Source organism: Pseudomonas sp. PVC-5-1 (genome assembly GCF_057444345.1).
On the sequence record NZ_CM172024.1, the window covers coordinates 353,700 to 378,489 of the forward strand.

Sequence of the window (24,790 nt, forward strand, 5' to 3'; positions counted from 1 at the left end):
CACACACCATGCAACGTTACTCGGGCTTCGGCCTTTTCAAGCACTCCCTCAGCCACCACGAGAACTGGCAGCGCATGTGGCGCACGCCAACCCCTAAAAAGGTCTACGACGTGGTTATCGTCGGCGGTGGCGGCCATGGCCTGGCCACGGCCTACTACCTGGCCAAAGAACACGGCATCACCAACGTTGCCGTGATCGAGAAGGGCTACCTGGGCGGCGGCAACACCGCCCGTAACACCACCATCGTGCGTTCCAACTACCTGTGGGACGAGTCGGCGCACCTGTACGAGCACGCCATGAAACTGTGGGAGGGCCTGTCCCAGGACCTCAACTACAACGTGATGTTCTCCCAGCGCGGCGTGTACAACCTGTGCCACACCCTGCAGGACATGCGCGACTCCGAGCGCCGGGTCAGCGCCAACCGCCTGAACGGCGTGGATGGCGAACTGCTCAACACCGCCCAGGTCGCGGCCGAGATCCCGTACCTGGACTGCTCGAAGAACACGCGCTACCCGATCCTCGGTGCCACAGTGCAGCGCCGTGGCGGCGTGGCCCGTCACGACGCCGTAGCCTGGGGCTTCGCCCGTGCCGCCGACGCCCTGGGCGTGGACCTGATCCAGCAGACCGAAGTGATCGGCTTCCGCAAGGAAAACGGCGCGGTCATCGGTGTGGAAACCAACAAAGGCTTCATCGGCGCCAAGCGCGTCGGCGTGGTCACCGCCGGTAATTCCGGGCACATGGCCAAGCTGGCCGGCTTCCGCCTGCCGCTGGAATCGCACCCGCTGCAAGCACTGGTATCCGAGCCGATCAAGCCGATCATCGACAGCGTGATCATGTCCAACGCCGTGCACGGCTACATCAGCCAGTCCGACAAGGGCGACCTGGTGATCGGTGCCGGTATTGACGGCTGGGTCGGCTACGGCCAGCGCGGTTCGTACCCGGTGATCGAGCACACCCTGCAGGCCATCGTCGAGATGTTCCCCAACCTCTCGCGCGTGCGCATGAACCGCCAGTGGGGCGGCATCGTCGATACCTCGCCGGACGCTTGCCCGATCATCACCAAGACCCCGGTCAAGAACATGTTCTTCAACTGCGGTTGGGGTACTGGCGGCTTCAAGGCGACCCCGGGTTCGGGCAACGTCTTCGCCGCGAGCCTGGCCAAGGGCGAAATGCACCCACTGGCCGCGCCGTTCTCCATGGACCGTTTCTACAACGGCGCACTGATCGACGAACACGGCGCCGCCGCCGTCGCCCACTAACCGGAGACACCGTCATGTTGCATATTTTCTGTCCCCACTGCGGCGAGCTGCGCTCCGAAGAAGAGTTCCACGCCTCTGGCCAGGCGCACATCGCCCGCCCGCTGGACCCTAACGCCTGCTCCGACGAGGAGTGGGGTACCTACATGTTCTACCGTGACAACCCACGCGGTATTCACCACGAACTGTGGGACCACGTTGCCGGCTGCCGCCAGTATTTCAACGTCACCCGTGACACCGTGACCTACGAGATTCTGGAAACCTACAAGATTGGCGAGAAGCCGCAAGTGACCGCCAGCAGCAAGCAGAACAGCGCCGCGTCGACCGTCAAAGGCCAAGGGGAAAAAGTATGAGCCAGACCTATCGCCTCGCCAGCGGCGGCCGTATCGACCGCAGCAAGGTCCTGAACTTCACTTTCAACGGCAAGACATACCAGGGTTATGCCGGTGACAGCCTGGCCGCCGCATTGCTGGCCAACGGCGTCGACATCGTCGGCCGCAGCTTCAAGTATTCGCGCCCACGCGGCATCATCGCCGCCGGTACCGAAGAGCCGAACGCCATCCTGCAGATCGGCTCCAGCGAAGCCACCCAGATCCCCAACGTGCGTGCCACCCAGCAGGCGCTGTACGCAGGTCTTGTAGCTACCAGCACCAACGGCTGGCCGAACGTCAACAACGACGTCATGGGCATCCTGGGCAAGGTTGGCGGCAGCATGATGCCGCCGGGCTTCTACTACAAAACCTTCATGTACCCGAAATCGTTCTGGATGACTTACGAGAAGTACATCCGCAAAGCCGCAGGCCTTGGCCGCGCGCCGCTGCAGAACGACCCGGACAGCTACGACTACATGAACCAGCACTGCGACGTGCTGATCGTCGGCGCCGGCCCTGCCGGCCTGGCCGCTGCCCTGGCCGCTGGCCGCAGCGGTGCCCGCGTGATCCTGGCTGACGAGCAGGAAGAGTTCGGCGGCAGCCTGCTCGACACCCGCGAAACCCTCGACGGCAAGCCTGCTGCCGATTGGGTCAGCGCTGTGGTCAAAGAGCTGGAAAGCCTGCCGGAAGTGACCCTGCTGCCACGTGCCACGGTCAACGGCTACCACGACCATAACTTCCTGACCATCCACGAGCGCCTCACCGACCACCTCGGCGATCGCGCCCCTATCGGCCAGGTACGCCACCGCGTGCACCGCGTCCGCGCCAAGCGCGTGGTGCTGGCTGCCGGCGCCCACGAGCGCCCGCTGGTGTACGGCAACAACGACCTGCCGGGCAACATGCTGGCCGGTGCTGTGTCCACCTACGTACGCCGCTACGGCGTGGCCCCGGGCCGCAAGCTGGTGCTGTCGACCAACAACGACCACGCCTACCGCGCTGCGCTGGACTGGCACGACGCCGGCCTGCAAGTGGTCGCCATTGCCGACGCCCGCCACAACCCACGTGGCTCGCTGGTTGAAGAAGCACGTGCCAAAGGCATCCGCATCCTTACCTCCAGCGCCGTGATCGAGGCGAAGGGCAGCAAGCACGTCAGCGGCGCCCGTGTGGCCGCCATCGATGTGCAGGCACACAAGGTCACCAGCCCTGGCGAAACTCTCGAGTGCGACCTGATCGCCACCTCCGGCGGCTACAGCCCGATCGTGCACCTGGCTTCGCACCTGGGCGGTCGCCCGGTATGGCGTGAAGATATCCTCGGCTTCGTGCCGGGCGATGCTCCGCAGAAACGCGAATGCGTGGGTGGCATCAACGGCGTCTACGCCCTGGGCGACGTGATCGCCGATGGCTTCGAAGGCGGCGTTCGCGCAGCCACCGAAGCGGGCTTCAAGGCCACCGTCGGCAGCCTGCCGAAAACCGTTGCGCGCAAGGAAGAGGCCACCGTGGCACTGTTCCAGGTGCCGCACGACAAGGGCACTGCCCGCGCACCCAAGCAGTTCGTCGACCAGCAGAACGACGTCACCGCGGCCGCAATCGAACTGGCCACCCGCGAAGGCTTCGAGTCGGTCGAGCACGTAAAACGCTACACCGCGCTGGGCTTTGGTACCGACCAGGGCAAACTGGGCAACATCAACGGCCTGGCCATCGCCGCCCGTTCGATCGGCATTACCATCCCGGAAATGGGCACCACCATGTTCCGCCCCAACTACACGCCGGTTACCTTCGGTGCAGTAGCGGGCCGTCACTGTGGTCACCTGTTCGAGCCCGTACGCTTCACCGCCCTGCATGCCTGGCACGTGAAGAACGGCGCCGAGTTCGAAGACGTCGGCCAGTGGAAACGCCCGTGGTACTTCCCGAAAGCCGGTGAAGACATCCACGCCGCCGTGACCCGTGAATGCAAGGCCGTGCGCGACAGCGTGGGCCTGCTGGACGCCTCGACCCTGGGCAAGATCGACATTCAGGGCCCGGATGCGCGTGAGTTCCTCAACCGCATCTACACCAACGCCTGGACCAAGCTCGACGTGGGCAAGGCCCGCTATGGCCTGATGTGCAAGGAAGACGGCATGGTCTTCGACGACGGCGTAACCGCCTGCGTCGGCGACAACCACTTCATCATGACCACCACCACTGGCGGCGCCGCCCGCGTGCTGCAGTGGATGGAGCTGTACCACCAGACCGAATGGCCGGAACTGAAGGTGTACTTCACCTCGGTCACCGACCACTGGGCCACCATGACCCTGTCCGGCCCCAACAGCCGCAAGCTGCTGAGCGAGCTGACCGACATCGACATGGACAAGGAAGCCTTCCCGTTCATGACCTGGAAGGAAGGCAACGTCGGCGGCGTACCGGCCCGGGTGTTCCGTATCTCGTTCACCGGCGAGCTGTCGTACGAAGTCAACGTGCAGGCCAACTACGCCATGGGCGTGCTGGAACAGATCATCGAGGCAGGCAAGAAGTACAACCTGACCCCGTACGGTACCGAGACCATGCACGTACTGCGTGCCGAGAAGGGCTTCATCATCGTTGGCCAGGACACCGATGGCTCGATGAACCCGGACGACCTGAACATGAGCTGGTGCGTGGGCCGTAACAAGCCGTTCTCGTGGATCGGCCTGCGTGGCATGAACCGCGAGGACTGCCTGCGCGACAACCGCAAGCAACTGGTAGGCCTGAAGCCGGTCGACCCGAACCAGTGGCTGCCGGAAGGCGCCCAGCTGGTGTTCGACCCGAAACAGCCGATCCCGATGGATATGGTTGGCCACGTCACCTCCAGCTACGCGTCCAACTCCCTGGGCTACTCGTTCGCCATGGGTGTGGTCAAAGGCGGCCTCAAGCGCATGGGCGAGCGCGTCTACTCGCCGCAGGCGGATGGCAGCGTGATCGAGGCGGAGATCGTGTCTTCGGTGTTCTTCGATCCGAAGGGTGAGCGGCAGAACGTTTGACTCCGGGCCCTGTGGGGGCAGGCCAGGCCCAATCGCCGGCAAGCCAGCTCCCACAGGATCGATGCAGCTTTGAAGGTTGGCGAGCTCCCTGTGGGAGCTGGCTTGCCGGCGATGAGGCCGGTAGCCCCAACACACAAGCTGCGTCGCATCGACGAACAAGAATTCAAGGCAGGTAAGAAATGAGCGCTATCAACGTCTTCCAGCAAAACCCCGGCGCCGAGGCCAAGGCCCAGTCGCCACTGCACCACGCCGACCTGGCCAGCCTGGTTGGCAAAGGCCGCAAGAACGCAGGCGTGACCCTGCGTGAACGCAAGTTCCTCGGCCACCTGACCATTCGTGGCGATGGCCACGACCCGGAGTTCGCTGCCGGCGTGCACAAGGCCCTGGGCCTGGAGCTGCCAGTGGCACTGACCGTGGTCGCCAACAACGAAATGTCGCTGCAATGGATGGGCCCTGACGAGTGGTTGCTGATCGTCCCGGGTGGCCAGGAGTTTGCCGTTGAGCAAAAGCTGCGCGCAGCCCTCGAAGGCCAGCACATCCAGGTGGTCAATGTCAGCGGCGGGCAGAGCCTGCTGGAACTGCGCGGCCCGAACGTGCGCGAAGTGCTGATGAAGTCCACCAGCTATGATGTTCATCCGAACAACTTCCCGGTGGGCAAGGCAGTCGGCACCGTCTTCGCCAAGTCGCAACTGGTGATCCGCCGCACCGCCGAAGATACCTGGGAGCTGGTGATTCGCCGCAGCTTCGCCGACTACTGGTGGCTGTGGCTGCAGGACGCTTCGGCCGAGTACGGCCTGAGCATCGAGGCTTAAGGAGAACAGAACATGAGTCGGGCACCGGATACCTGGATTCTCACCGCCGACTGCCCGAGCATGCTCGGCACCGTCGACGTGGTGACGCGTTACCTCTTCGAGCAGCGCTGCTACGTGACGGAGCACCACTCCTTCGATGACCGGCTGTCGGGGCGTTTCTTCATTCGCGTGGAGTTCCGCCAGCCGGATGATTTCGATGAAGCCGGCTTCCGGGCCGGCCTTGCCGAGCGCAGCGAGGCGTTCGGCATGACCTTCGAGCTGACCGCACCTAACCATCGCCCCAAGGTGGTGATCATGGTGTCCAAGGCCGACCACTGCCTTAACGACCTGCTGTATCGCCAGCGTATCGGTCAGCTGGCCATGGACGTGGTCGCGGTGGTATCCAACCACCCTGATCTCGAACCCCTGGCACACTGGCACAAGATTCCTTACTACCACTTTGCCCTCGACCCCAAGGACAAGCCCGGGCAAGAGCGCAAGGTACTTCAGGTGATCGAGGAAACCGGCGCCGAACTGGTGATTCTTGCGCGCTACATGCAGGTGCTGTCGCCAGAGCTGTGCCGGCGCCTGGATGGTTGGGCGATCAACATTCACCACTCCTTGCTGCCAGGGTTCAAAGGCGCCAAGCCTTATCACCAGGCGTACAACAAGGGCGTGAAGATGGTTGGCGCTACCGCGCACTACATCAACAACGACCTGGACGAAGGCCCGATCATCGCCCAGGGTGTGGAGGTGGTCGACCACAGTCATTACCCCGAAGACCTGATTGCCAAAGGGCGCGACATCGAGTGCCTGACCCTGGCGCGAGCGGTGGGGTATCACATCGAGCGACGAGTGTTCCTCAATGCGAACAGGACTGTGGTGCTCTGACCGCGTCTAGCTTTTATCACGGGCATGGGCTTTCAGGGTTTCGCGGATGGCTGTAACGAACCTCTGGCGCATGTCCGCACCCAGTTTGTTACCTGGGATTGGATCGCCGTCGCGGTCCACCCAGCCTGCTTTGAACTCGTGAAGATCCATGCCTTCGGCTTCTTCGTCGAAGTCGTAGCCTGGACCATAAGCCGCGTAATAGAAGATCTTGTCGGCGTCCAGAAAGTACCGCTGTTTGCCGAACAATGCTGCTTCGATGTTTGGGTCGAAGCCCTGCTGCCTGGCAGCCTCGACCCAGTATGGCCAGAAGGCGTCCTCGGGGCGCTCAGTATCCGTCATGGTGGTTCTCCGGTTTGATAGACGATGGGTTACTGCATCCCTATCGAATCACTCGGTCGCCAACGTATTGCGGTAGATATTCATCGCCCCGGGCATGCGCGCGACCACCACCTGGCCGATTGCCGTTCAGAGGTATTTGCCTGTCGTTTCCAGTCAGCGCATCCGTCCCCATCAGGCCCACAATTCCCTGCATTCCAGTAACACATGCCGCCCACGGATGGCGGCGCGTTCAACCACCGCTGCATAAATATAAATCAAGCGAGGTAAGAGCATGTCTGGCAATCGTGGAGTGGTATATCTCGGCGCCGGCAAGGTCGAGGTGCAGAAGATCGACTACCCGAAAATGCAGGACCCACGCGGCAAGAAGATCGAGCACGGCGTGATCCTGAAGGTGGTCTCCACCAACATCTGCGGCTCCGACCAGCACATGGTCCGCGGTCGCACCACTGCCCAGGTCGGCCTGGTCCTGGGCCACGAAATCACCGGCGAGATCGTCGAGAAGGGCCGTGACGTCGAGCGCATGCAGATTGGCGACCTGGTCTCGGTGCCATTCAACGTCGCCTGTGGCCGCTGCCGCTCCTGCAAGGAAATGCACACCGGTGTCTGCCTCACCGTCAACCCTGCCCGCGCTGGCGGTGCCTATGGTTACGTCGACATGGGCGACTGGACCGGCGGCCAGGCCGAGTACGTGCTGGTGCCGTACGCCGACTTCAACCTGCTGAAACTGCCCGAGCGCGACAAGGCCATGGAAAAGATCCGTGACCTGACCTGCCTGTCCGACATCCTGCCGACCGGCTACCACGGTGCCGTGACTGCCGGTGTAGGCCCAGGCAGCACCGTCTACGTTGCTGGCGCCGGCCCGGTCGGTTTGGCTGCCGCTGCCTCGGCACGTCTGCTGGGCGCTGCCTGCGTCATCGTTGGCGACCTCAACCCAGCCCGCCTGGCTCACGCCAAGTCCCAGGGCTTCGAAGTGGTCGACCTGTCCAAGGACACCCCGCTGCACGAGCAGATCGTCGACATCCTCGGTGAGCCGGAAGTGGACTGCGCCATCGACGCCGTTGGCTTCGAGGCCCGCGGCCATGGCCACGAAGGTGCCAAGCATGAAGCGCCAGCTACCGTGCTGAACTCGCTGATGCAGGTTACCCGCGTTGCCGGCAACATCGGTATCCCGGGCCTGTACGTGACCGAAGACCCGGGTGCGGTGGATGCTGCCGCCAAGATCGGCGCGCTGAGCATTCGCTTTGGCCTGGGCTGGGCCAAGTCGCACAGCTTCCACACCGGCCAGACCCCGACCATGAAGTACAACCGCCAGCTGATGCAGGCAATCATGTGGGATCGAATCAACATCGCTGAAGTGGTTGGTGTGCAGGTGATCAACCTGGATCAGGCGCCGGAAGGTTATGGCGAGTTCGATGCAGGTGTACCGAAGAAGTTCGTGATCGACCCGCACAAGATGTGGGGTGCGGCGTGATGCCATGATGTAACGAGAAGCCCCTCATACTGAGGGGCTTTTTGCATGGGTGCGCCAGCGCATTAAGCTTGTCTGTAGCGGCCGTGCTGGTGATTTGGTGGTGGCGAGACGTGATGCAATACTTAATTTCTTCGAGCATTGCTCATTATTGCCCAAACAGCCAGCCCGACAATTATCCCGCCAAAAAGAACCCCGAATATCCCTCCAAGCATATTGGAGCTGCGTCTGTCTCCAATGATACGGTTAACTCTGACTTTGCTGGGTTGAGTCGGTTTTATGACCACAGGGGTGTGGATCTTTTTAATGTTCGAAAAAATGGGTTCAACGGGTTTTTCTGGGGCGATTGTCAAAGCTTTGGAGCCAGTCGGTGTAGATGCTGGAGCAGTACCTGCTAATGTGGAGGGATTTGCAGTTATCGTGGTGGCGTTATTTGCAATGTTATTAAAGCCTGCTTTTTTTCTGCTGGCGCCTTTTCCTACGAATCCGTGACCCCCATTAATAGCAAAATTGACCGATGCTTTCTTGAACGAGTTGAAAGCGCGGAAAAGCAGCAACCGGGAAGATTCACCCGTTGGGTCATCCCGATTGATAGGGTCTCCCACGCAGTAGGCATATGAATTCAGACCGCCTTTTCCGAATGGGCTCGACGGGTCTTCGGTGCACAAGCGCATAAGTCCGGGTGAGTGAAACCGACGCCCCGCACCCAGGGGGTTCCCTTGAGTAACCCGGTCATACCTCTGCCCAGTGAATCCCAGCAACGCTTCCAATCTGTCGGTGGCCAAGTATCCATAGGGTGAATACGCCATTGGCCAAGAACCAATACCGAGGACTGAATTGGCAAGGTCAACTCGAAGCATCTTTGCCGATGGTGCCTGATCCAGTTGGGCTAGCGCCATGTCATTTGCCCATAACAAGCGACGATTGCCCTGCGCGGCTATTTCAGTTGTCAGATTCTCACTCTTGTAGAAGTGCAGGCTACGCTGGGGAGCCAGACCCTGATCGTTCTTGCTTGTGGAAGAGGTAGGCATGATGGTGACCTGAGTGGTGATTGCTGTGTCGATTACTTTGCGGGTCCTGTAAAACCATCACAACTAGCAGTTTTAACAGGTCGTGAGCACTGTGGCGGATTGCAAAGGTGGTCGACAGCCGGGTCGGAACAAACCTGCAAAAAGCCAGTCAGATGTCGCGTTTCCCAGGCCATCCCGGCCCACGAGGTCCCACCCGATGAAAGCATTCACCTTGGCAACCCTGATGACCCTGGCCGCAAGCCCGGTGTTCGCCTTCAACCTCAGCGACGCCGCTAACGCCGTGTCGGCCATGCAGAACCAGAATCAAAGCCAGCAAGGCCAGGTGCAGGCACCCGAGGCGCAGGCAAACCTGCTCAACACCTTGGGTAGCCAATTGAATATCACCCCAGAGCAGGCCGTGGGCGGGGCAGGGGCCATGCTGGGGCTGGCGCGCAACAACCTGAGTTCCGACGACTACGGTCAGCTGACCAAGGCCGTGCCAGGGCTGGACCTACTTGCCGGGGCCAATGCACTGGGTGGCTTGAGTGGCTTGGGTGAGTTGCTGGGCAAGAACAGCGAGAGCCAGTCGGCGTTGAGCAATGCGCTGGGCAACAATGTGGAAAACCGCAGCGACCTGGACAATGCGTTCAAGGCGCTGGGCATGGATACCGGGATGATCGGGCAGTTTGCGCCGTTGCTGCTGCAGTACCTGGGGCAGCAGGGGATTGCCGGGTCGCTGTTGCAGAACCTGGGGAGTTTGTGGACCACTCCTGCTCCATTGACCCGACCTTCGGTCTGAGGGTTTTGCCAGCATCACAGCCTTGAAGGCTGACGCTGTACCTGTAGGAGCGGCCTTGTGTCGCGAAAGGGGCGCGAAGCGGCCCCGGCAATCTGTGTGGTGACGCTGAAATCCTGGGGCCGCTTTGCGGCCCTTCGCGACACAAGGCCGCTCCTACAAAGGCCAGCGCAGGCAATGAGAATGGTGTATCCCGCAAACACGGAATCGCGTCATGTCAGGTCGCTTCGGTAAAGTCTACTAGGCGTACCGGGCGGCGGAAGCCGGCGGTCAGTACTGCCAGGTACGCAAGACCCAGCGCAAACCAGCACAAGCCGATCACCAAGGTAAGCGCCGACAGGCTGGTCCACAGCCACAGTGTCAGCCCCAACCCCACCAGCGGCACCAGGCCATAGCTCAGCAGCCCTTTGAGGCTGCGCTGCGAGCCATCGTCCACCAGGTGGGTCTTAACCACCGCCAGGTTCACTGCCGAAAACGCCACCAGCGCACCAAAGCTGATCAGCGAGGCAAGGGTCGCCAGGTCGATTATCAACGCCAGCAACGAGAACGCCGAAACCAGCAGAATGGCGAACACCGGCGTGCCAAAGCGCGGTGACAGGTAGCCGAACGTTCGCTGCGGCAGCACCTTGTCACGACCCATGGTGAACAGAATGCGCGACACCGCCGCCTGCGAGGCCAGCGCCGAGCCCAGGCTCCCAGCTACATAGGCCGCAGTGAAGAAGTTGGCCAGGAATTGCCCACCCGCCTTGAACATTACCTCGTTGGCCGCCGCATCGGCATTGGCAAAGGTGGTGCCGGGCAGTACCAGTTGGCTGACATAGGCCAGCACGGTGAACAGCACGCCGGCGAACAGGGTGGTGAGGATGATTGCCCGTGGCACATCGCGGCGGGCATCGCGGCATTCTTCGGCCAAGGTCGAGACAGCGTCAAAGCCGAGGAACGACAGGCACAGCACCGCCGCACCAGCCATCAGCGCGCCGAAGCCCGGCTGCGAACCGTCGCCCAGCAGTGGTGAAAGCAGGTCGAGCGGTTGGCCGGCCAGGGACTGGCAGGACAGGGCGACGAACACCACGATGAAGACGATCTGTGCACCGACGATCAGGTTGCTGGTCTTGGCCACAGAGTGAATTCCGACCACGTTGAGCACCGTGACCAGGGCGATAGCAGCCAGCGCGATCGACCACGCAGGGATGGCCGGAAAGGCGATGTTCAGGAACAGGCCGATCAGCAGGTAGTTGATCATCGGCAGGAACAGGTAGTCGAGCAGCAGCGACCAGCCGGCCAGGAAGCCAACGTTCGGGCCGAAGGCCATGTTGGTGTAGGAGTACGCCGAGCCCGCGACCGGGAAGCGTTTGACCATGAAGCTGTAGGAGGTGGCGGTGAACAGCATGGCCACCAAGGTGACGATATAGGCGCCGGCCGTGCGGCCACCAGTAAGTTCGGTGACGATGCCGTAAGTGGTGAAGATGGTCAGCGGGACCATGTACACCAGGCCGAAGAACACCAGGGCGGGCAGGCCGAGGACACGGCGGAGCTGGACGGGGGTGGAGCTGGGTGGGTTGGCCATCGTTCGATCCAGAGCTTTTTTGTAGTTGTGCTTTGGTCGATTTTTATCCACTTAGGTGGGGTGTGACAAAGAAGTAATCCTAATGCTGATTATTAGCCAGGTTTTTAATCGGATTCTTGTAATGCCTGTACCTGCCTCTTCGCGGGCTCGCCCGCTCCCACAGGACCTGCACAGAATTCAAAAACTGTGGAGATCCTGTGGGAGCGGGCATGCCCGCGAAGAGGCCGGATCAGGCAGTAAAGATCTCAGCCCATCTCCACCCGCAGCTGCTCGATCCGCAAGTCCTTCTCCACCCACAACTGGTTCACCCAGGCCTGCACGGTCTGCCTGAACTCAGCATCATTCTCGTAATCCCCCGCCCACAGCATCGGGTCCAGTTCACGTACACGAATGTCGATAATCACCCGGCTGATGCTGCCATTGAGCAAATCCCAGAACCCCGGCGCCTTGTTGCCGGGGTACACGATGGTCACGTCCAGCAAGGCATCCAGTTGCTCGCCCAATGCCGCCAGCACGAACGCCACACCACCAGCCTTGGGCTTGAGCAGGTAGCGATAGGGCGATTGCTGCTCGCGGTGCTTGGCCTCGGTAAAGCGTGTGCCTTCCAGGTAGTTCACCACGGTCACCGGCTGGCGCTTGAACAGCTCGCAGGCCGCCTTGGTGATCTCCAGATCCTTGCCCTTGAGCTCTGGGTGTTTCTCCAGGAAGGCCTTGCTGTAGCGCTTCATGAACGGGTAGTCCAGGCCCCACCAGGCCAGGCCCAGCAGTGGTACCCAGATCAGCTCCTTCTTCAGGAAGAACTTGAAGAACGGTGTACGGCGGTTGAGGCTCTCGATCAGCGCCGGGATATCGACCCAGGTCTGGTGGTTGCTGACGGCCAGGTACGAAGTGTCCTTGCGCAGGTTCTCGACGCCGCGGATATCCCACTGGGTAGGAATGCACAGGGCAAAGATGGCCTTGTCGATCTCCGACCAGGTCTCGGCCACCCACATCACCGCCCATGAGGCATAGTCACGCCCACGTCCCGGCAGCACCAGTTTGAGCAGGGCGAAGACCAGCAGCGGGCAGATCAACACCAGGGTGTTGAGCAGCAGCAGGGTGGTAGTGAGGATGCCGGTCAGCAGGCGACGCATAAAAAGACTCTTGTTGTGGGAGATAAACGGTTGGCAATGATAAGCAGGGCAGTGGCCTACGCCAAATTTCCAGTGCCCTGCGGCGAGGACAAATGTTTCACATTATGTTGGATAGGCTTGTGACAGCGAACCTATCCTGCCAGTGCAGTCTAAGCACTGACCCTCCTCAAGGAAGCTTGCCTGTGAAACCTCTGCTTGCCCTGTTGTCGTTGTTGGCGCTGCCGGTCATGGCCGCCGAGCCCACAATCTATGGCCGTTACGAGAACATAGCCCTGCCCGAACTGGGCGAAACCCTGAAAGCCAAGATGGATACCGGTGCCTTCACCGCGTCGCTGTCGGCCAAGGACATCGAGCTGTTCACCCGTGATGGCGACGAGTGGGTGCGCTTCCGCCTGGCCACCAAGGACTCGGACGGCAAGGTGTATGAGCACAAGGTCTCGCGCATCAGCAAGATCAAGGGCCGTGCCGATGAAGAAGAGGAAGGCGATGCGCCGGAAATCTCCAAGCGCCCGGTGGTCGACCTGGAGCTGTGCCTGGGGGACGTGAAGCGCACCGTCGAGGTCAACCTGGTGGACCGCAGCAGCTTCAACTACCCGTTGCTGGTGGGCTCCAAGGCTTTGCGCGAGTTCAAGGCGGCGGTCAACCCGGCCAAGAAGTTCACCGCTGGCAAGCCTGACTGCTGATCGCAAGCTACCTGTGCCGGCCTCTTCGCGGGCACGCCCGCTCCCACAGGGATGGCGCGTGTCCTTGTGGGCTGCGCGGTACCTGTGGGAGCTGGCTTGCCTGCGATGGGGCGCATAGCGGCCCCACGATCTCAGCGCTGATGCAGAAATCGCCGGGGCCGCTCTGCGGCCCTTTCGCGACACAAGGCCGCTCCTACACAATAGTGCGTCGCCTATAGATATCTGCACAGGCCCGGACGCCATGCCCCACATCCTCATTGTCGAAGACGAAGCCGCCATCGCCGACACCTTGGTCTATGCCCTGCAGGCCGACGGCCATAGCACCGAATGGGTAACCCTGGGCAGCGCCGCCCTCGACCAGCAGCGCCAGCGCCCGGCCGACCTGGTCATCCTCGATATCGGCTTGCCCGATATCAGTGGCTTCGAAACCTGCCGTCAGCTGCGCCGCTTCAGCGAAGTACCGGTAATGTTCCTCAGCGCCCGCGACGGCGAAATCGACCGGGTGGTGGGACTGGAAATCGGCGCAGACGACTATGTGGTCAAACCCTTCAGCCCGCGTGAAGTGGCGGCGCGAGTACGGGCGATCCTCAAGCGCATGGGCCCCAGGGTCGAGCCAGCTGTCGAGACCACGCTGTTCCAGCTCGATACCTTGCGCATGCAGATCACCTACCGCGGCCAGCCTCTTCCCCTCACCCGCCACGAATTCCGCCTGTTGCAATGCCTGCTCGAGCAACCGCACCGGGTATTCAGCCGCGAACAGCTGCTCGACGCCGTGGGCGTGGCCTCTGACGTGGGGTACGAGCGCACCATCGACAGCCATATCAAGAGCCTGCGCGCCAAGCTGCGCCAGGTGGCCAGCGACGCCGAACCGATCCAGACCCACCGCGGCCTCGGCTACAGCTACAGCCCGGACCATGCCTGATGCGCCTGGGCATCCGGATCTTCCTGGTGTACTTCCTGTTCGTCGGGCTGGCGGGCTACTTTCTGCTCAACACGGTGCGTGAACAGATCCGTCCGGTAGTGCGACAGTCCTCGGAAGAAACGCTGGTGGACACCGCCAACCTGCTGGCCGAGATCCTGCACGATGACGTCAAGGCCGGCACCCTGAACCAGAGCCGCTTGCCCGAAGTGCTCAAGGCCTACGGCTCGCGCAGCCCGGGTGCGCAGATCTGGGGCTTGGCCAAGAACCAGGTCAGCCACCGCATCTATGTCACCGACGCCAAGGGCACCGTGCTGCTGGACTCCAGCGGCGAGGACCTGGGCAAGGACTACTCGAAGTGGAATGACGTGTACCTGACCTTGCGTGGCCAGTATGGCGCCCGTTCCACCCGCAGCGACCCCGACGATGAAAGCACCTCGGTGATGCACGTGGGCGCGCCGATCATCGACGATGGCAAGATCATCGGCGTGGTCACCGTGGCCAAGCCCAACAGCTCGCTGCAACCGTACATCGACCGCTCCGAACGGCGCCTGCTTACCCTGGGCCTGGGGCTGATCGGCCTGGGCCTGCTGATCGGTGCCGCGTTGTCGTGGTGGCTGGCGCGCTCGCTGCGCCGGCTGGCCCGCTACGCCCAGGCGGTCAGCGAGGGCGAGCGCGCCGCCCTGCCGCATTACAAGGGTGGCGAACTGGCGCACCTGGCCCAGGCGGTCGAGCGCATGCGCACCCAACTGGAAGGCAAGGCTTATGTCGAGCGGTATGTGCATACCCTGACACACGAGCTGAAAAGCCCGCTGGCGGCCATTCGTGGCGCGTCTGAGCTGTTGCAGGGCGATGACATGCCGGCTGACCAGCGGGCGCGCTTTGCCGGCAACATCGAGCGCGAGAGCGAGCGTTTGCAGAAGATGATCGAACGCCTGCTCAACCTGGCCCGGGTCGAGCAGATGCAGGCGCTGGAGGATGAGCAGCAGGTGGCGCTGGCGGCTTTGGTGGACGAGTTGCTGTTGGCCCATGCGGCGCGTATCGAAGGTGCCGATTTGCAGGTGCGCCAGCGGGTGCCGGCTGGCTTGCGCTTGTTGTGTGACCCGTTCCTGATGCGCCAGGCGCTGGCCAACCTGCTCGACAACGCGTTGGACTTCACCCCGGAGGGAGGCGCGCTGTTGTTCGACCTGGAGCGCGATGGCGAACGGGTGGCGCTGAGTGTGTTCAACCAGGGGCAGGCGATACCTGCCTACGCCATTGGGCGGGTGAGCGAGCGGTTCTACTCGCTGCCGCGGCCGGGGAGTGGGCGCAAGAGCACTGGGTTGGGGCTTAATTTTGTGGCCGAGGTGATGCAGCTGCATGGCGGGGCGTTGGCTGTGGATAACGTCGATGGAGGGGTGCGGGTGAGGTTGTGGCTGCCGGTGCGGCGTATCAGCTGACATTGCCGGGGCTGCTGCGCAGCCCATCGCGACACAAGGCCGCTCCTACAAGAGCGCGCGTCCTCCTGTAGGAGCGGCCTTGTGTCGCGATGGGCCGCAAAGCGGCCCCAAAAACACACAATCTCCACACCATCTCCCCGAGGCCTCCACGCAAGGCGCAGACACTGCGCCCACTGCCACAGGAGGCCCCATGAACAAGACCCTCGGTTTCAAACTCGGCATGATCGCCGTATTGATCTTGCTGTTGCTCGTCCCGCTACTGCTGATCAGCGGCCTGATCGGTGAACGCCAGGCCCTGCGCGACAGTGTGCTGCGCGATATCGCCCAGAGCGCCAGCTTCGATCAGCAACTCAGTGGCCCGCTGCTGGTGGTGCCCTACCGCAAGTACCAGCGCCGCTGGATCGAAAAGGACGGCGAGCGCACCCAGGAAACCAGCACCATTGCCGGCCACCTGTACTTCCTGCCGGAAACCTTCGCCGCCGACCTGGGCGTGGACACCGAACTGCGCGCCCGTGGCATCTACCAGGCCCGGCTGTTCCACGCCAAGGGCCGTATCAGTGGCCGCTTCAAGCTCCCGGAACGCTGGGGCATCGACAAGGATTTCGACGACTACCGCTTCGACAAGCCGTTCCTGGTGGTGGGTATCAGCGATATCCGCGGCATCGAGAACGGCCTTGAGCTGAGCATCGGCGAGCAGAAAGTACCGTTCGAAGCCGGTACCCGGCTCGACTGGATGCGCGGCGGCGTGCACGCCAGCCTGCCGGGGCTGGACGGCCTGCAGGCGCGTGAATTCAGCTATGGTTTCGATCTCGCACTGCAAGGCACCGGCCAGCTGCACGTAGTGCCGGTGGGCCGCACCAGTGCCGTGGACCTGCGTGCCAACTGGCCGCACCCGAGCTTCGTCGGCAACTACCTGCCCAGTCGCCGCGATATCGACGCCCAAGGCTTCAGTGCCCACTGGCAGACCTCGTTCTTTGCCACCAACCTCGAAGACGCCCTGCGCCAGTGCGCCACCGCCGGGCAGTGTGCGGACTTCAGCGAGCGCAGCTTCGGCGTCAGCTTCGTCGACCCGGTGGACCAGTACCTGAAGAGCGAGCGGGCGATCAAGTACGCCTTGCTGTTCATCGCCCTGACCTTCGCCGGCTTCTTCCTGTTCGAAGTGCTTAAGAACCTCAGCGTACACCCGGTGCAGTACATCCTGGTGGGGGTGGCGCTGGCTTTCTTCTACCTGCTGTTGCTGTCGTTGTCCGAGCACATCGGCTTTGGTTTGGCGTATGGGTTGTCAGCTTCGGCGTGTGTGCTGCTGATCGGCTTCTACCTGGGCCATGTGCTGCGCAGCCTGGGGCGTGGGGTGGGCTTTGCGGTGGGGTTGGCGACGTTGTATGCGCTGCTCTACGGGCTGCTGAGTGCCGAGGACTATGCGCTGTTGATGGGCTCGTTGCTGTGCTTTGGCCTGCTGGGGGTATTCATGGTGCTGACCCGGCGGCTGGATTGGGCCCGGGTGGGGAGGGTGGCATGAGGGAGGACAGAGAGATCGGGCGGTGGTTGGCTCTCAGAATCGGGCAGCTGTTTCCTTTGATACCGAGGTGAGGCCTTCGCGGGCACGCCCGCTCCCACAGGTACTGCACAGCTCGAAATACTGTGAGGATCCTGTGGGAGCGGGCGTGCCCGCGAAGAGGCCCTTCAGGCCACCGGAGAGGTTGCGACCATCGACGGCCGCTTGACCACCTCGGCATACCACGCAGCCAAGCCAGGCTGGTGCTCACGCCAGCCAAACTCGGGCTGGCGCAAATCCAGATACCCCAGCGCACAGGCCACGCCAATCGCTGCCAGGTCGAACCCGGACATCAACTCCGGCAAATGCTCCTGCTCCAGATTGGCCAGGCTACGGCGGATCTTGTCGCCCTGTGCCTGCAGCCAACCATCCCAGCGCTTGTCTACAGGGCGCAGGAAACTCTCGTAGCGGCTCGACACCGCCGCATCCATGATGGCATCGGCCTGCGACACCAGCGTCATGCGCCGCCAGCGTGCCGAGCCTTCGCGCGGCAGCAGCGGCAGGCCGACGTGCTGCAGGTCGAGGTACTCGCAGATCACCCGGCTGTCATGCAGCACGGTGCCGTCTTCCAGGCGCAGGGCCGGGATCTTGCCGATCGGGTTGTCCTGGTTGAGCTGTGGGTCGCCGCTGACCGGGCTGATGTTCACCGGCTGCAGCTGCACGCGCTCAAGTTGGCCGGTCTCGTGCAACACCACCATGACCTTGCGCACGAAAGGCGACAACGGCGAGTGGAACAGAGTCATCGTGCTCATGCTTCAGTTACCCTGCAGGCTCGGTGGCAGGCACACGCCGGTACCGCCGATACCGCAGTAGCCGTCCGGGTTCTTGGCCAGGTACTGCTGGTGGTAGGCCTCGGCGAAGTACACGGTCGGTGCCTGGTCGATTTCGGTGGTGATCTCACCGAAGCCGGCCTTGCTCAGTTCGGCCTGGAAGGCGTCGCGGCTGGCCTTGGCCTGTTCCAGCTGCTCAGGGCTGGTGCAGTAGATGGCCGAGCGGTACTGGGTGCCGATGTCGTTGCCCTGGCGCATGCCCTGGGTCGGGTTGTGCAGTTCCCAGAACATCGCCAGCAACTCGCGGTAGCTGACTCTGTCCTTGTCGAACACCACCAGCACCACTTCGGTGTGGCCGGTCAGGCCCGAGCACACTTCCTCGTAGGTGGGGTGGGGGGTGAAGCCGCCTGCGTAGCCGACCACTGTGCTGACCACGCCTTCACGCTGCCAGAAGCGGCGCTCGGCGCCCCAGAAGCAACCCAGGCCGAAGATGGCGAAGTCGATGGCACCTTCGAAGAATGGGCCGAGCAGCGGCGTGTCTTTGAACACGTAGTGGAACTCGGGCAGGCTCATTGGCGTTTCGCGGCCAGGCAGGGCCTGTTCCGCGGTTGGCATGACGTTTTTGTTCACCAGGATTTCCGAACGCAGGACCATGGCCGTTCCTCTGTGTTTATTCAGTTGGATAGGTGGTGGGGCCATCGCCGGCAAGCCAGCTCCCACAGGGATATCACAGATTTTGAGATATGAGCGGTCCCTGTGGGAGCTGGCTTGCCGGCGATAGGGCCCGAATGGGTTCTATAGTGCCCGAGGTTTGCGCGGCTGTCAGGCCACTGGGCCACGCGGATAGCGCTTCAGCCGTTCAGCCAGCTCGCGCCCCGGAATCGGCCGGTCGAACAGGTAGCCCTGGCCCACGTCGCAGCGGTGCCGGCGCAGGAACGCCAACTGCTCCGGTGTCTCGATACCCTCGGCCACCACCTTCAGCTTGAGGTTGTGAGCCATGGCTACCACCGCCGAGGTGATTTCCATGTCGTCCTGGTTGTCCGGGATCTCGTTGATGAAGCTGCGGTCGATCTTGAGGATGTCGATCGGAAACTTCTTCAGGTAGCTCAGCGACGAATAACCGGTGCCGAAATCGTCCATGGCCAGGGTCAGGCCCAGGGCCTTCAGTTCATCCAGCTGGCGGTGGGTATCTTCGGTGGCTTCCAGCAGCAGGCCTTCGGTCAGCTCCAGCTCCAGCAGGTGCGGGGGCAGGGCTTCCTCCTCGAGGATCGTGCTGATCGATGCCACCAGGTCCGGGTCGGAGAACTGCTTGGGGGACAGGTTGATGGCCACATGCAGGTTGCCCATGCCGGCTTCGCGCAGTTGCTGGCTCATGCGGCACGACTGTCGCACCACCCATTTGCCGATGGGGATGATCAGGCCGGTTTCTTCCGCCACGCTGATGAACTGGTCCGGGCGGATCATGCCGCGTTCAGGGTGGTTCCAGCGCAGCAGCGCTTCCAGCCCCAACAGGCGACCGCTGCGCAGGCACAGCTTGGGCTGGTAGAACACCTCCAGCTCGTTCTGGGTCAGGGCACGACGCAGGTTGTTCTCGACGAACAGCTTGTAGCTGGCTTCGGCATTGAGCACTTCGGTAAACACCTGCACCTGATGCTTGCCGTTGGCCTTGGCCTTGTGCAGCGCCAGGCCGGCGTTCTTCATCAGGCTGGCCGGGTCGGCGCCATGCAGTGGCGCGCAGGCCAGGCCCACCGAGGCGGTGACGTTGATCAGCTGGTTGTCGACGAACATCGGTTTGTCGAGTGTGCGCAGCAATTGCTGGGCGACACCCTGGCCATCTTCCAGGCTTGTATCGTCGAGCAGTACGGCGAACTCGTTACTGGCAAAGCGCGCCAGGATACCGCCGGAGTGCAAGCTGTTGCGCAGGCGCCGGGCCAGGCTGATCAGCAGCTTGTCGCCGGTCTGGTGGCCGAGGCTGTCGTTGATGCGCTTGAAGTTGTCGATGTCCACCAGCAGCAGGCACATCGAGTATTCGCCATCACGGGCAAAGCGCTCGTCCAGGCTGCGAATGAACGCCGGGCGGTTGCCCAGGTTGGTCAGGTTGTCGGTGTAGGCCAGGCGCTCGATGCGCTGCTGGGCCAGCTTCGTCTGGGTGACGTCTTCGTAGATGCCGATGTAGTGGGTCAGCTCACGGTTGTCGCCATATACCTTGGAAATCGAAAGCTGCCCCCAGTAGGGTTCGAGGTTCTTGCGCCGGCTCTTGAACTCGCCCTGCCAGCTGTTACCCATGGCCAGGCTCGACGGAGAGTCGAACAGCAGCTCGCTCAGGTTCTCCAGCGCTGGCAGCTCAGCCAGGTGGCGGCCTTGCACTTCTTCGGTGCTGTACTGGGTGATGGCAGTAAAGCTGGGGTTGACGTATTCCACCACACCGTCGCGGTTGACCAGCAGGAAGGCGCTGGCGCTTTGCTCGACTGCGCGCTGGAACAGGTGCAGGGCGCTGGCGGCGGTGCGCCGGTTGTGGTTGGTGATGACCTGGGCGAACTGGTCGGCCAGTTCGCCGGCAAAAGCGATTTCGTCCGACTGCCAGGCCCGTGTCTGGCCGGTCTGCTCCAGGCACAGCACGCCGACAACCTGGCCATCGACACGGATACTGGCATCGAGCATGGCCTTGTTATCCGGGCACAGGCTTTGCGTCAGGGCGCGGGTCCGCGGGTCGTGGCTGGCATTGTGGGCGTCGATGGCGCGGCTGGCGTGCAACGCGTCAAGGTAGTCGGGGAAGCGGCTGGCATCGATGGCTTCGGGCTGGCGGTGTTCTTGCGCGTCCCTGTACCAGGCGATGATCGGCTCCAGGCGCTGGTCTTCAAGGTGCCAGATACTCGCAATATCGACCTTGTAGATTTCGCAGGCGCTCTGGGTAATCAGCTGGGCGGCTTCCCGCAGAGAGTTGCCTGCGCTGTAGCGCTGGCGGGCCAGGCGCAGGATCAGGTCTTGCTGGCCACGTACCCGCTCCAGGTGCTCGAGTTGTTCCTGCTGCGCGCGCTGGTTCAGTTGCAGTGCCAGTTGCAGGCGGTTGTTGCGCGATTCCAGGTCGCTGGCACCGGCCTCGCTGGTATCTTCGGCGAGGTCGTCGAGCACGCTCAGGTAGCCGCGCAACAGATGGCGGTTGTGCTGCTTGTAGGCTTCCCCAGCCTCCAGCAGGCGTAGCGAAGCAGTTGGCGTGTGCAAGGTGTAGCGCACGCGGTAGTAGCCGCGCTGGGCCAGTTGCAGCTGGATCTCGTCGTGCAGCCGGTAGCGGGCCTCGGGTTCCATCAGGCTGGCGTAGGGTGCGTCTACCAGGGCGCAGAGCTCGCCAGCGTGCAGGCCGAACTGGCGCTCGCAGGCCGGGTCGAGGTAAAGCATGGCCCAAGTGGCTTCGTTGAGCCTTTCGAAGCGCAGCATGCCGAGCCGCGAGGGCACGGGTAACTGCGTGACGACCTCGGCCGCCACACGGCTGGCGGCATCGGGTTGGCTTTTCATCGAAGACTCGCTTGAAGAGGAAACGCGGCCTTTGGGGGCGGCAGGTCTGGCAAGGTTGCATCATGTCCCGGGGGCTGGCAAGCAGCCATGCGTGATGCTGTGGACGGGTTATCGGCTGGTGGGTGGGAATCTGTAGTCTGGGTGATATATCCGGGGCCGCTTTGCGGCCCATCGCAGGCAAGCCAGCTTGTGTCTTCAAGGTCTCTTAAACTCGAAAGGGTGAGAGCAGTGGATGGCAGACTGAAAGCCAGATGTGCTCTAAAGCACGAGTGGGAGCCTAGTCGCCATCCACCTCTCACTCTGACCTAAGCCCGAACAGTTGAATGAGTGGCGAACTCGTAGTCACAAGCTAGGGCTAAGTCAGAGTGCTCTCACTTCTTGAGTGTAAGAGGGCTTGGCGATGATTTCCTACTTCGTTGGTCTCGACGTTTCGAAAGCGACTCTGGATGTGGGCTTTCTTCCTGAAAGTATTCCCCAGTTCCAGGTCAGGAATGACCCAGAGGGCTTTGCGCAACTGATCGCATGCCTGAACGAGCTTGAGGTCGAACGGGTCTTGCTGGAAGCCACTGGTGGCTATGAACGAGCCGTATTCAAAGCCTTGCGACTGGAGGGTTTGAACGTCATCAGGGTCAACCCCAAGCGCTGTCGGGACTATGCGAGTGCCATGGGCAAAATTGCCAAGACTGACAAGATCGACGCCCAGATGCTGGCGCGGTTTGCCAGGGATTTCGAGGACTTGCCGCAGATAGAGCCTAATCAAGATCGGGATGAACTGGGAGAGCTCATCAAACTCCGTGGCAATCTTGTCCAGCATCGGGATGATGACAAGCGTCGGATGAAACAAACCACTTCAGTTACGGCCATTACCGTTTATACCGAGCATGTCGCTTACCTGAATGATCAGATTAAGGCTTTGGACAAGGCGATTGAGCGCGCCTCGAACGTGCTGGATCGCACGACAGCCATGCGGCTAAGGTCTGTGAAAGGGATTGGCGTCATCAGTTGTGGCACCTTCATGGCCTACCTACCTGAGCTGGGAAGCGTGACGGGGCGCGAAATTGCAGCCTTGGCTGGGTTAGCGCCGTACAACAAAGACAGCGGCAAGAAGAGTGGCCCGAGGAAGATCGAAGGCGGGCGTTACAGAGTCCGCAAGGCGGCCTACATGTCGATCTGGTCAATGATCCAGCATGTCCCAGAAGTTAGAACCCGCTATGAAGACCTGATAGCCCGAGGCAAGTGCGCAAAAGTTGCCGCAGTGGCGTGCATGCGCGTGTTGCTGGTGCGCCTGAACGCAATGCTGCGTGACGGAACGGAGTGGAAAGAGCTCAAGCCTCAGGTACCCGCAACCTGATCACGAACGAGGATCGATTTTCTACAAATGCGGGCTTCGCCAACGACACCGCTACGCGGTATCGAGCGAAGCCCTGCCCGAATGGCACGCTTGAAAATAAATTTCTAAAGACAGTTGCTCCCACAGGCGATCGCGGTACCTTGTGGGAGCGGCCTTGTGTCGCGATAGGAGGGCAAAGCCCTCCCGGCTTTCTCAAGGCAAAAAAAAGCCCCGCCAATCGACGGGGTTGAGGTACGAGCGTGGCAGCTCGAAAAGCATACTGCCCCTCGCAGGGAGGGGCAGCGGGCTGCCTTACAGCAGCATGGTGCGGATATCGCCCAGCACGTCGCCCAGGCGCTTGGTGAAGCGCGCGGCGGCAGCGCCGTTGATCACACGGTGATCGTAGGACAGCGACAGCGGCAGCATCAGCTTCGGCTGGAAGGCCTTGCCATCCCAGACTGGCTGCATGGTCGCCTTGGAGACGCCCAGGATCGCCACTTCCGGCGCGTTGACGATCGGCGTGAAGCCGGTGCCGCCAATGTGGCCGAGGCTGGAGATGGTGAAGCAGGCGCCTTGCATCTCGTCGGCCGACAGCTTCTTGGTGCGGGCTTTTTCGGCCAGCGCAGCCGCTTCGGCAGCCAGTTGCAGCAGGCTCTTCTGGTCGACGTTCTTGATCACAGGGACCAGCAGGCCGTCCGGGGTGTCCACGGCAAAGCCGATGTGCACGTACTTCTTGCGGATGATGGCCTTGCCGCTTGGCGCCAGCGAGCTGTTGAAGTCTGGCAGTTCCTTGAGCAGGAAGGCGCAGGCCTTGAGCAGCAGGGGCAGCACGGTCAGCTTAACGCCAGCCTTCTCGGCCACGGCCTTCTGCGCAACGCGGAAGGCTTCCAGCTCGGTGATGTCGGCGGAGTCGAACTGGGTCACGTGCGGCACGTTCAGCCAGCTGCGGTGCAGGTTGGCAGCACCGACCTGCATCAGGCGGGTCAGGGCCACTTCTTCCACTTCACCGAACTTGCTGAAGTCCACGGCAGGGATCGGCGGGATGCCGGCGCCACCGGTTGCGCCGGCGGCTGCCGGTGCCTCCTTGGCCTTCTGCATCATCGCCTTGACGTAGACCTGCACGTCTTCTTTCAGGATGCGGCCGTGCGGACCGGTCGCGGCAACCGCGCCCAGGTCGACGCCGAATTCACGGGCCAGCTGACGAACCGCCGGGCCTGCGTGAACCTTGGCGTTGCTACCGGCAGCCGGTGCGGTAGCAACCGGTGCAGGGGCAGCAGCCGGGGCTGCAGCGGCAGGTGCGGCGGCCGGAGCCGCTTCAGCCTTGGCCGGGGCAGCAGCGGCAGGTGCCGGAGCAGCAGCCGGGGCAGCACCCGCGACTTTCAGCTTGAAGATCAGGTCGCCAGTGCCGACTTCGTCTTCCAGCTTGCACAGGACTTCTTCGACCACGCCGGCAGCCGGCGACGGGATTTCCATGGAGGCCTTGTCGGACTCCAGGGTAATCAGCGACTGGTCGGCTTCGACGGTGTCGCCGACCTTGACCAGCACTTCGATGATCTTGGCCTTGCCCGACGAACCGATGTCCGGCACGTGGATGTCCTGCACGCTGGCGGCAGCCGGGGCTGCTGCCGGAGCTGGGGCAGGGGCGGCTTCGGCGGCCGGAGCCGGCGCAGCAGCCTGGGCCGGAGCGGCGGCCGGAGCCTCAGGGGCCGCTGCAGCGGCGCCCTCGGCTTCCAGGACCAGCAGCTCGTCGCCTTCTTTCAGGCGGTCGCCCAGCTTGACCTTCAGTTCCTTGATGACGCCGGCTTTCGGAGCCGGGATCTCCATGGAGGCCTTGTCGGACTCCAGGGTCAGCAGGCTCTGGTCAGCCTCGATACGATCACCGACCTTGACGAACAGCTCGATGATTTCACCTTCACCGCTGCCGATGTCAGGTACGCGAATGAGTTCGCTCACTTAAAAATAC

20 protein-coding genes are annotated in these 24,790 nt (G+C 62.4%); 12 read left to right on the forward strand and 8 right to left on the reverse strand.

The features are described 5' to 3' along the window. Positions 1-8: 8 nt before the first annotated feature. The 5 genes from AC2T3R_RS01555 (at position 9) to purU (ending at position 6,305) form a co-directional block, all read left to right on the forward strand. Positions 9-1,259, forward strand: coding sequence for a sarcosine oxidase subunit beta family protein (locus AC2T3R_RS01555; RefSeq protein ID WP_003255680.1), 1,251 nt, complete (start codon positions 9-11; stop codon positions 1,257-1,259). A 14-nt stretch (positions 1,260-1,273) separates the two neighbouring features. After that, positions 1,274-1,609, forward strand: coding sequence for a sarcosine oxidase subunit delta (locus AC2T3R_RS01560; RefSeq protein ID WP_486744549.1), 336 nt, complete (start codon positions 1,274-1,276; stop codon positions 1,607-1,609). Continuing rightward, complete coding sequence (locus AC2T3R_RS01565) at positions 1,606-4,623, forward strand: sarcosine oxidase subunit alpha (protein WP_410952121.1); 3,018 nt, start codon at positions 1,606-1,608, stop codon at positions 4,621-4,623. Before AC2T3R_RS01560 ends, AC2T3R_RS01565 begins: the two co-directional genes overlap by 4 nt. A gap of 179 nt (positions 4,624-4,802) precedes the next feature. Continuing rightward, entirely contained in the window at positions 4,803-5,435 is a 633-nt protein-coding gene (locus AC2T3R_RS01570; protein WP_013970521.1) for a sarcosine oxidase subunit gamma, read from the forward strand. Between the two features lie 12 nt (positions 5,436-5,447). Further along, positions 5,448-6,305: a formyltetrahydrofolate deformylase gene (purU, locus tag AC2T3R_RS01575; RefSeq protein WP_013970522.1), complete on the forward strand. Its 858-nt coding sequence runs from the start codon at positions 5,448-5,450 to the stop codon at positions 6,303-6,305. Between the two features lie 6 nt (positions 6,306-6,311). On the opposite strand, the gene AC2T3R_RS01580 is transcribed toward purU, so the two are convergent. Continuing rightward, positions 6,312-6,644: a hypothetical protein gene (locus AC2T3R_RS01580; protein WP_410952119.1), complete on the reverse strand. Its 333-nt coding sequence runs from the start codon at positions 6,642-6,644 to the stop codon at positions 6,312-6,314. A 271-nt stretch (positions 6,645-6,915) separates the two neighbouring features. Between AC2T3R_RS01580 and fdhA the strand changes: the two genes are divergently transcribed. After that, positions 6,916-8,115, forward strand: coding sequence for a formaldehyde dehydrogenase, glutathione-independent (fdhA, locus tag AC2T3R_RS01585; RefSeq protein WP_015268662.1), 1,200 nt, complete (start codon positions 6,916-6,918; stop codon positions 8,113-8,115). 122 nt (positions 8,116-8,237) lie between these two features. On the opposite strand, the gene AC2T3R_RS01590 is transcribed toward fdhA, so the two are convergent. Next, positions 8,238-9,143, reverse strand: a complete 906-nt coding sequence (locus AC2T3R_RS01590; RefSeq protein ID WP_410952118.1) for an RHS repeat-associated core domain-containing protein — start codon at positions 9,141-9,143, stop codon at positions 8,238-8,240. Between the two features lie 196 nt (positions 9,144-9,339). On the opposite strand from AC2T3R_RS01590, the gene AC2T3R_RS01595 reads away from it, so the two are divergent. Then, positions 9,340-9,921, forward strand: coding sequence for a DUF2780 domain-containing protein (locus tag AC2T3R_RS01595; RefSeq protein WP_013970525.1), 582 nt, complete (start codon positions 9,340-9,342; stop codon positions 9,919-9,921). Positions 9,922-10,135: 214 nt separating this feature from the next. Here AC2T3R_RS01595 and AC2T3R_RS01600 read toward each other — a convergent pair whose 3' ends face one another. Further along, entirely contained in the window at positions 10,136-11,485 is a 1,350-nt protein-coding gene (locus tag AC2T3R_RS01600) for an APC family permease (RefSeq protein WP_024088008.1), read from the reverse strand. Between the two features lie 245 nt (positions 11,486-11,730). Then, complete coding sequence (locus AC2T3R_RS01605; RefSeq protein ID WP_013970527.1) at positions 11,731-12,618, reverse strand: 1-acylglycerol-3-phosphate O-acyltransferase, YihG family; 888 nt, start codon at positions 12,616-12,618, stop codon at positions 11,731-11,733. A 182-nt stretch (positions 12,619-12,800) separates the two neighbouring features. Here AC2T3R_RS01605 and rloA2 point away from each other — a divergent pair, with 182 nt between their 5' ends. The 4 genes from rloA2 to creD all read left to right on the forward strand — a co-directional run bounded on the left by rloA2 (position 12,801) and on the right by creD (position 17,178). Beyond that, on the forward strand, positions 12,801-13,301 hold the full coding sequence (rloA2, locus tag AC2T3R_RS01610) for a retropepsin-like aspartic peptidase RloA2 (protein ID WP_003257529.1): 501 nt from the start codon (positions 12,801-12,803) through the stop codon (positions 13,299-13,301). 241 nt (positions 13,302-13,542) lie between these two features. Beyond that, on the forward strand, positions 13,543-14,223 hold the full coding sequence (gene creB / locus AC2T3R_RS01615; RefSeq protein WP_039613202.1) for a two-component system response regulator CreB: 681 nt from the start codon (positions 13,543-13,545) through the stop codon (positions 14,221-14,223). After that, the gene (creC, locus tag AC2T3R_RS01620) at positions 14,223-15,659 is read left to right on the forward strand and encodes a two-component system sensor histidine kinase CreC (RefSeq protein ID WP_486744551.1); all 1,437 of its coding nucleotides are present in this window, start codon (positions 14,223-14,225) and stop codon (positions 15,657-15,659) included. The genes creB and creC overlap by 1 nt, the downstream gene beginning before the upstream one ends. Positions 15,660-15,849: 190 nt before the next feature. Next, the gene (gene creD, locus AC2T3R_RS01625) at positions 15,850-17,178 is read left to right on the forward strand and encodes a cell envelope integrity protein CreD (protein WP_486744553.1); all 1,329 of its coding nucleotides are present in this window, start codon (positions 15,850-15,852) and stop codon (positions 17,176-17,178) included. Positions 17,179-17,342: 164 nt separating this feature from the next. On the opposite strand, the gene AC2T3R_RS01630 is transcribed toward creD, so the two are convergent. The 3 genes from AC2T3R_RS01630 to AC2T3R_RS01640 all read right to left on the reverse strand — a co-directional run bounded on the left by AC2T3R_RS01630 (position 17,343) and on the right by AC2T3R_RS01640 (position 21,497). Then, positions 17,343-17,966 (reverse strand): glutathione S-transferase, encoded by a 624-nt coding sequence (locus tag AC2T3R_RS01630; RefSeq protein WP_013970531.1) that lies wholly within the window; start codon positions 17,964-17,966, stop codon positions 17,343-17,345. A 3-nt stretch (positions 17,967-17,969) separates the two neighbouring features. Next, on the reverse strand, positions 17,970-18,638 hold the full coding sequence (gene msrA, locus AC2T3R_RS01635) for a peptide-methionine (S)-S-oxide reductase MsrA (protein WP_003257532.1): 669 nt from the start codon (positions 18,636-18,638) through the stop codon (positions 17,970-17,972). A 168-nt stretch (positions 18,639-18,806) separates the two neighbouring features. Continuing rightward, complete coding sequence (locus AC2T3R_RS01640; RefSeq protein ID WP_486744554.1) at positions 18,807-21,497, reverse strand: putative bifunctional diguanylate cyclase/phosphodiesterase; 2,691 nt, start codon at positions 21,495-21,497, stop codon at positions 18,807-18,809. A gap of 400 nt (positions 21,498-21,897) precedes the next feature. On the opposite strand from AC2T3R_RS01640, the gene AC2T3R_RS01645 reads away from it, so the two are divergent. Further along, positions 21,898-22,848 (forward strand): IS110 family transposase, encoded by a 951-nt coding sequence (locus tag AC2T3R_RS01645; protein WP_486743821.1) that lies wholly within the window; start codon positions 21,898-21,900, stop codon positions 22,846-22,848. A gap of 291 nt (positions 22,849-23,139) precedes the next feature. Here AC2T3R_RS01645 and aceF read toward each other — a convergent pair whose 3' ends face one another. Beyond that, complete coding sequence (aceF, locus tag AC2T3R_RS01650; RefSeq protein WP_015268676.1) at positions 23,140-24,780, reverse strand: dihydrolipoyllysine-residue acetyltransferase; 1,641 nt, start codon at positions 24,778-24,780, stop codon at positions 23,140-23,142. Positions 24,781-24,790: the final 10 nt, after the last annotated feature.